This is a genomic window from Paenibacillus sp. cl6col (assembly GCF_900102125.1).
GTDB classification, from domain to species: domain Bacteria; phylum Bacillota; class Bacilli; order Paenibacillales; family Paenibacillaceae; genus Paenibacillus_B; species Paenibacillus_B suaedae.
Window position 1 is genome coordinate 181066 of the sequence record NZ_FNAZ01000006.1, and the last position, 14841, is coordinate 195906.

Below are 14841 nucleotides of genomic sequence, written 5' to 3' on the forward strand. Positions count from 1 at the left end.
CTTGAAATGACCTAATACTCGAGAAGCCCTTATTAATCAAGGGCTCTCTCCAAATGTAATCCGAGTCATCAATTAATAAGAATCTTTATCCGCAAACATGCGAGTACAACGATTACACATCATGAGATTATGCATTTTTAGATGTTCTCTAAACTTAGTCGCTCGTTCTCCCTCCCAAATTTCTTCAAACGTCGAACTATATATATTGCCCAGTTTATAATCTGGCAGGTCAACACAAGGATAAACATCTCCCGTTCTACGAATAATTAGTTCATGCCATGGAGCCACGCATTTTGAACGGCCAAAAAGATTTTCTATATCCGTGTAATAATCATGAATATCAATAAATCCCGAATAATCGACCCCCTCTGAACGCCAAATTTCTTCAAGGTCTCTTTTCAAAATATTTGTATCGATATCAATCGAATCTTCTACGAACCCATTCCATGCTGGAGACACGTCACAATCGAGATACTCCTTCATCTCATTAGCGTAAGCGAGTCCTCTTTCACGTGTCGTGTAGAGGAGAGGCGCGAAATTAACAGAAAGATCCCTTCGTTTCGTCCATGGATTTTTTGTGTCATGCAGAACAACTTTGGCATCTTTAAAACGCTCGCGCAATGCATGTAAAAAGTCTTTCGCACTTCTGTAATTATATTTGGAGAGCACCATTGTGATATTGATTATCGGAAACATCTTATTCTGTTTCTTTTTTTCTCTTATTAATGCTTCAATATTTTCACAAACCGTATTAAAGCTGTTTTTGCCTCTTATGGAATCATGGAACTCCTCTGGCCCATCGAGAGAGATATTCATTGCAACAATATTTTCTAAAATAAATGGGATTCTATTTTTTATTAATGAGCCATTCGTAAGTAGATATACGGAAGCCTTTTTCTTGCGAAGATGTTCCACCAGTTCAGTGAAATGCTTATAAAGCATTGGTTCTCCGCCAGTTATTATAACGCCAAGATTCTTGTTGACCGCAGTGACTTGATCAATGAAATTTTTGAGCACATCAATATCTAGCTGTTCCTTAATAACCCTTTGAGGTTCCTTTAAGGCCCAACCAGTTTCTCCCCATATATGGCAGAATGTGCAACGATAGTTGCACAGTTCAGATGGAAATAACGTTAGCTGTTTAATCTGAGGAGCTAAATTCTGTACATATTCCACCAACTTTTCATCTCTCAGTTCTCCGGCTCTTACTAACATAGTCTCCCTCTCTTTCAATGGATATGATGATTTCGATCGGGCGGAATCTACTTTCCATGTGTTGTACCGCTTCTATCTGATTGATACTGGAGCCATATCATTTCAATCTCTTGTTCTAAATATATCAGAGTGATTCGATATGGCTCTCTAGTATGGTAAGTGCATCACTTTACAAAGTTGTTGGACTCACATTTACCTAAGCAATTGCATTGGTTGAAGAAATATAATTTACAATGTTGTTGATTGTTGAGAAGTTGCTAAAATCTAAATCTTCGTCCTTCCATTTCAGTCCAAATTCCATTTCTGCTGCGATAACCAACTTAATGAAGGTGAGTGAATTCACACCGTAAATTGACAAATCCTGATCAGGATCGATTTGATCCATTTCATTGATATCCTCCAGATTTTCCCTGAGCAAGTTGACTACCTTCTCCTTAATATCGTTTACCATGATAACTCCTCCTTAAATACTAGAGTATTACTGCTTTGCCTGCTCGGGCAGATTCCATCCCCGCTAATGCAATTTCTATAGCTTTATAGGCATCTGATGTCGTAACTAATGCCTCACTATCATCACGAATACAATCAACAAAATTCTTAAGCTCACAATAATACGGATTATCAGTATAAGATTCGACATGGCCCTCGTCTACTGGTGAATCTGTACTATCAAAACGTACCTTTCCTTGTGAACCAATCACCTCAGCTACATTTAAATAAGAACCAGGTGCCCCCCAATACGCTTCTAAATTTGCTGTTGCACCATTCTCAAACCTCAAAGTACTAGTCGCATATTCCAATTTTTCAGTGCGGCGCATTATGCATTGTATCGTTTTCACCTCCCCCAACACCCAGCGCAAGTAATCGATATCGTGAATCATTAAATCAAAGATTACGTTTCCACCTTTGTCACTGTCTCGATACCAACTAGATTCCGGAAAAGCTACTGCTCGTCTCGTATTTGCTTTTTCAACGATTCCGATCACGTCACCTTTGATTTTTTCCTTCATTTCAGCATAAGCTGGAAAATAACGCAGTACATGTCCAACGAACAGACGAACCCCTTTCTTTTCACAATGCTCAATCATTTCTCTTGCGTCTTGAAGTGTGTGTGCAATTGGCTTCTCACAAATGAGGTGAGATCCATAGTCAGCTGCCTTGACAACAAATGTTTTATGTAGATAAGTGGGCAAAGTGACACTAACTACATCAGGCTTAATCTTCGTCATCATTTCATCAAATGATTCAAATGCCTGGGTTCCAGTTGAATTTGCTAGCTCTTCAGCCAGAGGGAAATTAGAGTCGCAAACGCCAACAAGTTCAACATCGGTCATTTTCTGATAGCACATTGCATGTGTACGCCCCATTACTCCACAACCAACGACTACTGCTTTCATAGATTCTTCTCCTCCATTACAATTTTCTTTACAGTTGATTTTGCCTTGTGACATGATCCAATTTTGCAAACAATGTGATGTGAAATGATTTTTCATCAGCTTCAAGCTCAAGTAATTTCTCATAGGCTGGTTGAAACATATCAGTATGATAAATAGGCTGATACTTGAACCTAAGAACTGATTTTCTAATATGATCCCATTGTGCTATCAATTTAATTACATGAAGCACAACTTCGTCATCTTCACCAAACAATAATGTTAAACGATATTTCTCGATATACTTAGCATTTAAAACATCATTGAAAAAGCTGATCAAAGTATCGAGTTGGGATCGTAATTCTAGCTCATTGCTAGCTAATGTGATGAAATATTGATTGAATTGGTGCAAAGCGTTCATGCTTGATTGTAGTTTATCTCTATGATTTTCTATGTTTTCTGCAAAGATATCGACATAGTCAGGCTTTCGCCGCTCCCTTTTTTGATGACTGAAAATATAATGACTCGGTTTATTTTCACTCGAAAAATTTCTCTTGTACCCTTCCGAACCATTTATAATATCAGTGAACGGCATGATGCATTTCTTGTAGGAAAGGTTTTCGCGTCGATCATGTTCAATTACGTGGAAAAGCTCATTTTTTTTATCGTAACCATATACAAGTATGGTGTGATCCAAATGTTGTTTGAGAAAGGTGTCTTTTCGAATTGATTCGTAATAGGAGTCGACCCACACAACTACCGGCCTATCCCCTGAGATGCCTTCAATAATGTCTTCAATTATTTTTTCATGATCCCATTTGCTCTCCACGACAAGATTCGAGTCTTCGAACAGGTCTTGCAATTCATGCGATGCGCAATATTCGACTGAATAGATTTTGCCGCCATCATCACCTTCCATGAAAGTGAACAAGATGAAATCATCAAGTAGAAAAGGAAAAATATCTTCTTGAAAGTGTGAAATAATCGGAAAGACAGAGTTATAGAAGCAATTTTTGAAAAAAACATCATTAAACGGATTGAATCTTTCCAAAAGTCTACTGTCCTGCAACAGGGAATCCATAATGATCTCATCTGACAGGAAGTTGTTACTTACATTTTTTGAATCTAACTTTTCCAATTGTTCAACTATTGCATGAAGACTCCGATAGTTGTATATCATTTCTGAAGAAACGGAAATATTCAGTCGTTCCAAATCAACTTCCATTTTAACAGCTAAGATAGAATTCCCACCTAGGTCAAAAAAGTCAGCATAAACATCGATTTCAGTAAGTCCCAATGTCTCTCCCCATACAGTTGCTATTTGTTTTTCTAGCTCTGGATAATCATTATCTGTCCTTCCTGTCAGCCTAACCTCTGTATGGTTCAATTGTTCATGAACTGCATCATTCGTATCAATCCAGCATCTGACACGTTGAAATGGGTAGGTGGGGACTCGAACTTTTCTCCTGTTTTCTGTCTTATAGTATAATTCCCAATTAATATTTGCCCCCTTGATATACAATTGGCAAATCGTATTTATGTTGACCCATTTATTATTGTTATCTATATCCAAAAGTTGTTCATTCGCTTCATCACTTAACTGTCTGCATTCTTCAGTTGTGATTATCCCCTGTGATCTGTCATTTCGAATCACAGTTACCGCGCGATGTTCGCCAAAGAAAATTCCGTTATTAGGCGGGATATTGAAATTTTGAACTAAGATTAAATTGAGCTTTTTTATCAGTTCTCTTCTGTCATCCGCAATGATAGCCAATCGAACATTGTAATGCCCTCGTCCTGTGTTGGCAGTGTAACAAATGTCATGTAAATTAACTTGGCTGTCCTCTAAAAACGGAATATATTTTTCGACTAATTCTTTCAAAGCCGAATTACTTTTAGCAGATAATGCAAGGACAATCTCGCCACTGGCATCAATAGATTGATTCTCATCTAGAAGGGGAGATTCTTCTAAAATCACGTGACAATTCGTACCGCTAAATCCAAAAGAACTTACACCACACCTTCTAGGGTTATATCCTGTCTCCCATGTCTGTAATCGATCATTCACATATACTGGAGAATCTTCAAACCCAATTTTACTGTTAGGCTTCGAAAAATTAATTGTCGGGAGAAGTTCTTTATACTTTAGTGATGCGATAGCTTTAACCAAACCTGCGACTCCAGAGGTGCCGTCTAGGTGCCCAATATTTGTTTTAACGGAACCAATTCCACAAAATTGTTTTTTATCCGTAAAATGACGAAACGCCCTTCTTATTCCATCAATTTCAATAGGATCACCCAACTTTGTTCCAGTCCCATGTGCTTCGATGTAGGAGATTGTTTCAGGGTCTATCCCAGCATCTTTCCACGCATTCATTAGTAATTTTTCTTGTGAAGCAGCATTCGGTGCAGTAATTCCTACGGAAGCCCCATCTTGATTCATGGCACTGCCTTTTATGACTGCGTAGATATAATCATTATCCGACAATGCTTTTTCCAGAGGCTTTAGTAATAATGCAATACTGCCTTCACCCCAAACAGTACCATCTGAGTCAGCATCAAAAGTCTTCGTCTTTCGGTTAGACGACTCGATTCCTATTTCGAACACGCCTTCGGCGGGTATAAGAGAAACCTTTACACCACCTGCGATAGCTTGTTCACATTCGTTATTCTTTAATGCCGTGCAAGCTAAATGGATCGCAACCAATGATGATGAACAAGCTGTATCAACAAGAAAGGCTGGCCCTTGGAAGTTAAGCAGAAAGGAGATTCGGCTTGCAATGATTGAAGGGGTGTTGCCAACGCTAGCTGTATTAATAAAGGTTGGACAATTCTTCGAAACATATTGACCGTAAACAGGCCAGTCGGCATAACCAAGATAAACTCCCGTTCTGCTTCCAATTAGTTTGTTGCCTCCGTAACCAGCATCTTCAATTGCCTCCCAACAGCTTTCGAGGAAGAGTCTCTGATTGGGATCCATATACGCTGCTTCATTTGGAGATAAATGAAAGAAACTATAATCAAAATGATCAACGTTATCTAAATACCCACCGTAACTGTACCTTATGCTTTTTTTGTCAAGATGTGTGAAGTTTAATATAAATGATTCGCTATCTTGCTTTCTAACATTAGATAGTTCTCGAATGAATTCACGTTTATTTCTAATATTCCTCCAAAATTCATCCAAGTTGCTAGCTCCTGGCAAATTAACGGAGAGGCCGATAACTGCAATATCTTGGTTGTTTGTTGTGTTGATCTCTTTTAATTCTTGTAATATATCCAAGCCAATTTCTTTCTCTAATTCACCTGAAGAAACTTTTTCAAATATTATCCGTGCAATTTTATCCATGCTTCACCCCAATTGCGCGATATAATGTTATAGCTTGTTCAATGGTTATTTCTTCTTGTGATACTCGCTCGAACAATGCTGAGATATTTGATCTGACATTATTGCTTACTTTAGGCTGACTACTGGATGTATAATCATCCTTACTGATATGCTCAGATAACTTGGCTACTGTAGGGTAAGAAAATAGATCTGCGATTGTTGCTTTATTAGGAAATTCCTTATCAATGATGGAATGGACTCGAGTGATCATAATCGAATCTCCACCAATATCAAAAAAGTTATCGTTTACATCCAACTCTTCATAACCAAGAACTTGACGCCACGCCTTTGCAATCTGTTTTTCTACATACGTATATGCACTGGATTTCCCTTTAAGTTTGACCTGTAATTGGTTTCCTGTAGGAACCATGTCCTGTGTGTTAACATTTCCTGTTACTATTTCCTCCCTCACCTTAGGAGATAAGCGGAATGGAAGAAAATCGCCTAGTTCAAATACATCACTATTTACATTTAAATTACCAATGAACATCTGTGCCGAGTCACTCTGGATCGCATTATAAAATGCCTTAACTGCATCTTCCGGAGATAGCATGCTAAATAATTCCTTCTTTTCATCAACAATGCTGCTATTATCAGCTAAACTTGTTTTCTGCCATGACGGCCAGTTGATCACCATTGTTTTTCCAATTTTGCTCCCCCGGTAAGAAGGAAATGCATCCATAAACGCATTTGCAGCTGTATATGGACCGGAACCTAGTCCCCCGATTAAAGTAATGGCTGAGGAGAATAACACAAAGAATTGCAAATCTTCTTCGTGCAGATATTTGTTAAGTAACCAGGTTCCTTGCACTTTAGGTGCCATCACCTTTTTGAACGTATGAAGTGATAAATTTCTTAACAAGTCTCCCTCAGCAATTCCTGCTGCATGTACGACACCGTTGATTTTCCCATATCGATTTTTTAGCAAAGCGATGGCAGTCTTCAATTGCTCTTCATCTGTAATATCTGCTTGGATATACTCTAGCTTGGCCCCCATTTGTTCAATATTTTTCATTGCGGTGAATTGTGCGAGTTGTCGATCCCTATCGCCTGTTGGAGAGATGGATCCCTTCGGCAACGGAGAGCGATTTAATAACGCCAACGTAATTTTTTCTTTTGCAGCCAAAAATGTAGCTATCTCTAATCCGATACCACCTGCTCCTCCAGTAATGATATACACACCATCAGTTTGCAATTTAAATCCTGCTTGGCTTGAACTTGGAAAATTTTTACTGATAAGCCGTTCAACGTATCTTTTGTTATTTCGATATGCCACTTTGTATTCTTTATCTTGAGCACGGAATTCATTGATCACATTGTCCAAATCAGTTTTGTCATCGATGTCGATACAGTTCACATGCAAGGTTTTATTTTCCCATCCGATGACTTTGCCTAAACCAAATAAAGCAGAACGTTCAGGGCGTATTTCCGTTCTTTCATTACTTACTTGAACCGCATAAGTGGTTACAATTTTAATATTTATCCCATTACTTATTTGTTGAGCCGTTAAAGCTTTTATGAGATAGAACAGACTATATACGCCACGTTCTAAACCTTGCTCCAAATTGTCCAATGTATCTTCATACTCATTGCCAGATAATGAGCAAATATGAATAACTCTGGTCACCTTTGTCCAATCGATATCCTTAATCAACAGATTATAATCATTAATGTCTCCTGCGATAATATAAGCTTCTTCATTAATTTTTTTGAATGTTTCGCCTGCTTCTACTTTTATTACTGTTTCGCCATCTTTTCTAAGCTTTTCAGCGATTATAGTACCTACTCCATGACCATCATTAATTAGCAATGATACTATCGGTTTTTTCTCAACAACCTTTTGCAGATCTTTTATTTCCCATGTGCTTGTGTAAAATCTGTCCAGCTTATTTTCAACGGTTGATATGTTCTTACGCGGCTGAATATCCAACCAGCATCGATTCTTTACAAATGAATAAGCCGGAAGATGTAACCTGTATCTTTTTTCCCTACGGTACAGACTTTCCCATTCAATATCGGCTCCTTGAACGTAAAGAGTGGCTACTTCTTGCAGTATTCTTGTTTCCTGCCTCTCAGTCGCCAAATAATTGATTATTTGTTCGTGTGCCAATAGAGTCTGTTCTTTATTAGCCACATGTTGTAATGAAAACTCATTATATTGCATCGTGCTTCCGTATTCTGTGTTCAGTCCATTTCGCTCAATCAGATTTAACTTTTCCAGAAGATCTTCTGTACTCTTTGCAATGATAGCCAGCCTGTAATTGTAATGACCTCTTCCTGTGCTAAGCGTGTAACATAAATCAGCAATATTGATTTCTTTATGTACATGTAAGTAAGATATAAATCTTCTAACCAGTTTATTGATAGAGGTCTCCGTTTTAGCTGAAATAAGGAATATTTCATTTCTTGGTACTGGCGCAGATGTTACTTGTTCTGGAGCTTCTTCCATTATTACATGACAGTTAGTTCCGCTTAATCCAAACGAACTTACGCCACATCGACGTTTGTCATTTCCAACTTCCCATTTTTTTAACTGATCGTTTACATATAAAGGTGATGACTCAAAGTTAATTTTACGGTTAGGTCTCTTGAAATGAAGAGTTGGAAATAATTCTTTGTATTTTAGAGAAATGACGGCCTTTAACAATCCCACGATTCCAGAGGTATTGTCTAAATGACCGATATTGCTCTTTACAGACCCTATGGCACAAAATTGTTTTCGATCTGTATACCGTTGAAAAGCTCGCTGTATGCCTTCTACTTCGATAGGGTCCCCCAATTTAGTTCCTGTCCCATGAGCCTCAATGTAAGATATCGTTTCAGGATGAATCCCAGCTTTGTTCCATGCGTCTACTATTAATTCTTCTTGCGCCTCAGCATTGGGTGCAGTGATTCCTGGTGAATTGCCGTCTTGGTTAACTGCAGTTGATTTAATTACAGAATAAATATTATCTCTGTCCTCTATTGCTTTGGTCAGCGGTTTTAACATAATGGCAATTACGCCTTCACCGGTTCCTGTCCCGTCCGAACTATCGTCAAATGCGCGCGTTCGTGAAGTTGACGATTCAATGCCTACCTCGAAATCCCTTACGGGCAATAAATGAATTTGTACGCCCCCAGCAATCGCCATATCACATTCTCCATTACGTAATGCCTGACAAGCGAGATGAACGGCCACAAGTGATGAGGAACAAGTCGTATCTACAATCATACTGGGGCCTTTTAGATCTGTAATATAAGAAATTCGGCTAGCGATGATCGGCCTTACATTCCCTGGCATAGACAACTGAAGGGATTCCGGATCAACTTCATGTATTATTTTTTTATAGTCCGAATCGGATCCGAATCCCAAATAAACCCCCGTATTGCTTCCTTCAAGCTTCTTGCCTCCATAACCTGAATCCTCAATTGCACTCCATGCAACTTGAAGAAAAAGGCGTTGGTTGGGATCAAGTAGACTTGCCTCCTTAGGGGATATTTTAAAAAAATTGTAATCAAACTTATCTATATCCTCTAAATATGCAGCCTGACCGTAACGGATTGCTTTTGATTCTTTGCCTAAACAAGCAAAATAGTTATCAACATCTTTTTTTCTCGAAGTCGGAATATCTCGAACACCATCAAAACCAGTGCGAAGGTTGTGCCAAAACTCTTCAACCGTATCCGCTCCAGGAAGGTTTACACCTATCCCAATTATTGCAATATCCGACACAATAGAATCGTCAACGTGTACGTCATATTCGCCTTTTACCGTAATATCTTTTAATTGAATTGAATTTAGATCTAACATGGTTACCTCCGAACTTCCTAAGGATAATGACTAAGATAAAATATCCGAGAATAAAGAAGTCGTCCCAGTTTGCTCTAAAATCTCTTTAAATCGTTCTTGTTGTTCTTGTAGAGGTACTTGCTTTGTTTCGAAGATCGTTTTCAACAGATATATTGCTTCCTTTAATTCTTCAACAGTTGGGAAATGATCATACAAGTCGATTTTCTGCTGTATTTGTTCGATTTTCTTGTATGATTCAATGACACCCGATCGGTAAGCTTCATTATCCCAATTATTATTTTTTGTGCACACAGCTGCAGCAAGGCATTTCGTTATCAAGTTCTTTTGTTCTCCATTAGAGGTATTACTCATCATTTCGATTTCGAATACTTTCTTTGCGAGCTCGACATCTTGTATTTTCCCAAAAGCTAGACTTACTATTTGCTCATTATCCTTTAGTAATTTCGTCAGTATGTTTTGTGGCCCTAACTCCACAAAGTGGTTTATCCCCATCTGAACAAGATACTGCATAGATTCATTCCATCGTACAGGTGAGGTCATTTGAGCGGTAAGCGTTTCAATGACCTCGCTATCATCACGGTATGGTCTTCCAGAAACATTGGATATAACCGGAAAATCAAACTGATTGTATTTATAAGTAAGCAATTCTTGATGTAGCTTACATGCAGCCGGTTCCATTAATGGGCTATGAAAAGGAGCACTGACTCGCAAGAACGAAACACGGGCACCTCGATCTTCAAGTTGTTTAGCAACTGAGTTAACAGCTTTCCTATGTCCAGAAATAACCGTTTGTTGTGGAGAATTGTAGTTAGATATTACAGCAATTCGATCTGATTCCGAGAATTTCTTGCATTCTTCCTCAACAATTTCTTGCCGCATACCAATGATCGCACACATCGCACCGATCTCTTCTGCAACTGCTTCCTGCATGAATATTCCTCTTTGCCTCACTATCTGCAATGCATCCGCAAATGTAATAACTCCTGCACATGTTAACGCAGAGAACTCTCCTAGGCTATGTCCGGCGGCATAAGCGGGTTGAAAGCCAATGAGCTCCATATATAGCTTGTACGCGGCAACACTCATTGTAAGTATTGCAGGTTGTGTATTTTCAGTGCGAGCAAGCTCATCTGAAGCACTGTCAAAACATAATTTTACAAAATCAAGCCCTAGTGTATCACTGGCCTCCTCAAAAACATCTTTCGCCACTTTATAGTTGTCATAGAACTGCTTACCCATGCCTACGAATTGAGATCCTTGCCCAGGAAACAAAAACGCTAAACGCTTCATATTTCTTCTCCCCTTATGAAAAAACATGATTGTCTGCAAGTTGTCCAACAACATCCAAATAGCCATTAATTAAGGAGGATATTTGTTGCGTTCCAAGTCGCCTATTGTTAAATTTGCATACGAATAAGAACTGTTCATCCTCGTAGTGTTCTTCTAGAATTAGAACAAGATCAAATATTTCTAATAACTTTGAATTAATAGCTAACTCATCACCAATCGAAACTAAAGGTAAGATTTCATCGAAACCTTTGTTTCTTCGAATCGTATAGGCTTGATCCAAGTGATACGTTTGGTTATAGAAATCATCATTTCTTTTCTCACTAATGTATTGAAATAGTCTAGGGAACTCTTGAAACTGTGATAAATCTATGAGCAGAGGAACAGCATATCCATTAGCTCTTGTAAATTGAAGGGTCACTGTCTTCTGCTTATTAATCTGAGAGAATAGAAATACATACATCGATAACAGTACATCTAAGAGTTCAATATTGTTGACTGTAGCTACTTGTTTCAATGTTTTGAAACGTTGATTTTTCAAGTAAAACTTGATTGTTCCCTCACCGTTTGCATTTGTATTATGTTGAAAGAAGTTAGAGGGGAGTTTTTCATAATTTAAGAACACTTCTTCACTGAGTTCTTGTTTTTTGGTCGCAACATATTTTGCAAGCTTGGAAATCGTAGAGTAGATAAATAAATCAGGTATAGAAACACCCCAACTATACTCTTTTTCTAATTTTGCGTGCAGCTGCATTAATAGAATTGAATTTCCTCCAATATCGAAGAAGTGGTCATGCAACCCAACATTTTCAAGCTGTAAAATATCCACCCACACTCGACGTATTAAACTTTCAATTTCATCGGGAGTGTCGCTACTTTCTTCCCCAGCATGTAAACTGCGGCCGCATTTGATCAAAGCTGACTTATCAATTTTTGCATTTGAGGTAAGTGGTACAGCATCAATTTTATAAAAGTGGGAGGGAATCATATAATAAGGCAATTTCCCTGCCAAATAATCTTTTATTTCACTAACCGTTAGTTGAACCTTTGACTTCAAATAAGCTGAAATCGATTTGTTGCCTGTGTGATCATTTACGATCAAAACGACTGCATCCTCGATACTTTCATAACTTGAAAGATGATGAGCAATTTCACCAAGTTCGATCCGAAATCCCCTGATTTTAACTTGCTCATCTTTCCGCCCCATAAAATGTATGGAACCGTCAGGGAGCCACTTTCCGAAATCTCCTGTCCTGTACATTCGTAGACGGGAATTGAAAGGATCTGAAATAAATTTTTCAGCAGACAAATTCGGATTATTTCGATATCCACGACCGACTCCTGCACCAGCAATGCATATTTCACCAGGTATACCAATAGGCAAAATCTGATTCTCTTGATTAAGTATATAGACGTTGTATCCTAATACTGGACCTCCAATAGGGATACTATTATCATCGGTTCGATTGCACCGATAATAGGTGGCACACACAGTTGTTTCAGTAGGGCCGTAAGTATTATAAACTTTCGAATGTCCAATCAGATTAGAGATATAGTTTGGCTTAAGAACATCTCCCCCACTGATAAAAGTATGAATAAAAACAAAGTTTGCTCTTCGATTCAACTCGTTCAATAGAAGAGGTGAACAAGATACAATACTGACCTGATGGGTGTGGAGCAAGTTTTCAAGCTTTTTTAAATCCAGAATATCTTCTTTATCCGCAATAAGCACAGTCCCGCCGTTAAGCAAAGCTGGGTAAACTTCCTCCACAAATACATCAAAAGAGCAAGAGGCTTGTTGAAGAATAACATCCTCCGTTGACAAGCTGAATTCCTGTTGAAATGCTCTTACATAGGCAAGTAAATTACGATGCTCAATCATTACCCCTTTGGGTATGCCAGTGGAACCTGACGTATAGATCATATAAACCAAATGTGATGAGCAGTTCAGATTACTGGGATTTGTGGCGTCAGCTTCACCAAAATCATCTTCTACGAAAACAGTGTGACCTGAAAAATGCATGTCTTTCATAAACTTTTGCTTCGTTACGAGAATGTTTGCCTCACAATCAGCTAAGATTCTTGAAATTCTGTCGGAAGTGTATTCACTGTCAATCGGAATATACGATCCACCAGCTTTTAGAACACCTAACATAGATATAATTAAGGTTTGCGATCGTTCCATCAAAATTGGTACAAAGCTCTCCTCGTGCACACCTTTTTGTCTCAACATTCGTGCTAGTGCATTCGCTTTTTCATTGATCTCACGATAACTATATTTTATCCCTTTATAGATAATTGCCGTTGCATCAGGAGTTCTATCTGCCTGCTTCTCAAAAGCCTGATGAACGACTTCACCATTATCAGGCAAATGCAAATCTTTATTAAATGCATATAAAATCTGATTTTTCTCAGTAGCTGTAACGATTTCTATTTCACTAAGTCTTATTTCTGGCTTGTTAATCACCTGTAACAAAATATTTTGAAAATGCCCATACATTCTTTCTACGAACTCCCTAGTAAATAAACTAGTATCGTATATGAATTCCAGTTCTAATTTTTCTTTCAAATTGATTCCAAGAGTTAGTGGATAATTCGTAGTTTCGTACATTTGGTAACTCTCTATATTTAAAAAACCTGCTTGTCTAAGCTTCGAGTCTACAGGGTAATTCTCGATCACAACAATGGAATTAAATAGTGGCGCGATCCCTTCATGATTGCAATATTTCTCTATTTCCACTAGCGGTGTTTGTTCAAATTCTTCCCTTATTCGCAAGGTTTCATCTACATAGCGAATGAAATCATGGGCCTGCATGCCGAAATCTGATTTTATACGCAATGGTACTGTGTTTATAAAAAGGCCCACCATTTCCTCAATTGCTTCAATTGAGGGAACTCTCCCAGATACTGTAGTTCCAAAAACGATATCACATTGAGAGTTATATTTGATTAACATCAACGCCCACACACTATATAAAAGCGAAGAAATGGTAAGTTGTTGCTGTCTTGCAAATTCAACTGCAAGGGAAGTGTCAGATAAAGACAACTCCGAAATAAACCTATCTACGACCCCTGATGGCTCCCCACTCCAGTCATATGGCAAACTGGATGATTCTTCAAAGTGACAAAGAAAGTTACTCCAGAATGTCTCTTGTTTAGATCTGTTCTGCCGTTGGTGCCACTTGATGAATTCCTTGTATTTTGTTTTATTTGTTTGTTTTGGATGATTACCAAGATAGTAGGAGTTGTACGCATCCAGTAATTCTTTTAGAATAATTGCATTACTCCACCCATCAAATAAGATGTGGTGCCAACGAACGATCATCTCGGAAGTGTTATTCGTTAATTTGCACACTGTTACTCGGATTGGTTCAACTTCAAGGTTTAATCGAACATTACGTTCTTGCTCTCTAACGTTTTGTACTAACTTTTCTCGCTCTTCTTCAGTAAGAACCGAAAAATCGTGAATCGTTACGGGAATTGTATGTTGTTTCAATATAATTTGAAGGGGATGATCTAGGTTTTCCCATCTAAAAACGGTTCGCAGCAACTCATTTGTTTCGGCTACAAAATTCCAAGCTCTTCTTATGGATGATAAGCAAAGCTGACCCGTAAGCGTTAGGTCGAGATGCTCAAAATAATAATCAAGTTCTCCATGTTTTAAATAATGATATAGCAATCCTTTTTGTATCGGTGATAGAGCTACTATGTCTTCTACATTAGATTTATCAATCTTTTTAGCATTGTCTCCTAACATATATGGTCACCGACTCTCCATAGATTTCATT

General features: G+C 38.2%; 7 protein-coding genes. All 7 read right to left on the minus strand.

Translation table 11 applies throughout. From position 1 onward, the window contains the following. Positions 1-72: 72 nt before the first annotated feature. Positions 73-1215, minus strand: a complete 1143-nt coding sequence (locus BLS15_RS17060) for a radical SAM/SPASM domain-containing protein (protein ID WP_090512895.1) — start codon at positions 1213-1215, stop codon at positions 73-75. A gap of 196 nt (positions 1216-1411) precedes the next feature. Then, complete coding sequence (locus BLS15_RS17065) at positions 1412-1666, minus strand: acyl carrier protein (RefSeq protein WP_021255636.1); 255 nt, start codon at positions 1664-1666, stop codon at positions 1412-1414. Positions 1667-1685: 19 nt separating this feature from the next. Continuing rightward, positions 1686-2612 (minus strand): Gfo/Idh/MocA family protein, encoded by a 927-nt coding sequence (locus BLS15_RS17070; RefSeq protein WP_021255635.1) that lies wholly within the window; start codon positions 2610-2612, stop codon positions 1686-1688. A gap of 28 nt (positions 2613-2640) precedes the next feature. Beyond that, complete coding sequence (locus tag BLS15_RS17075; RefSeq protein ID WP_090512901.1) at positions 2641-5937, minus strand: beta-ketoacyl synthase N-terminal-like domain-containing protein; 3297 nt, start codon at positions 5935-5937, stop codon at positions 2641-2643. Beyond that, positions 5930-9766 carry a type I polyketide synthase gene (locus tag BLS15_RS17080; protein ID WP_090512905.1) on the minus strand — a complete coding sequence of 1279 codons (3837 nt, stop codon included), beginning with the start codon at positions 9764-9766 and terminating at the stop codon, positions 5930-5932. The genes BLS15_RS17075 and BLS15_RS17080 overlap by 8 nt, the downstream gene beginning before the upstream one ends. 30 nt (positions 9767-9796) lie before the next feature. Then, the gene (gene fabD / locus BLS15_RS17085) at positions 9797-11056 is read right to left on the minus strand and encodes an ACP S-malonyltransferase (RefSeq protein ID WP_021255632.1); all 1260 of its coding nucleotides are present in this window, start codon (positions 11054-11056) and stop codon (positions 9797-9799) included. Positions 11057-11069: 13 nt separating this feature from the next. After that, positions 11070-14810 (minus strand): non-ribosomal peptide synthetase, encoded by a 3741-nt coding sequence (locus BLS15_RS17090; RefSeq protein WP_021255631.1) that lies wholly within the window; start codon positions 14808-14810, stop codon positions 11070-11072. Between the last annotated feature and the right edge of the window lie 31 nt (positions 14811-14841).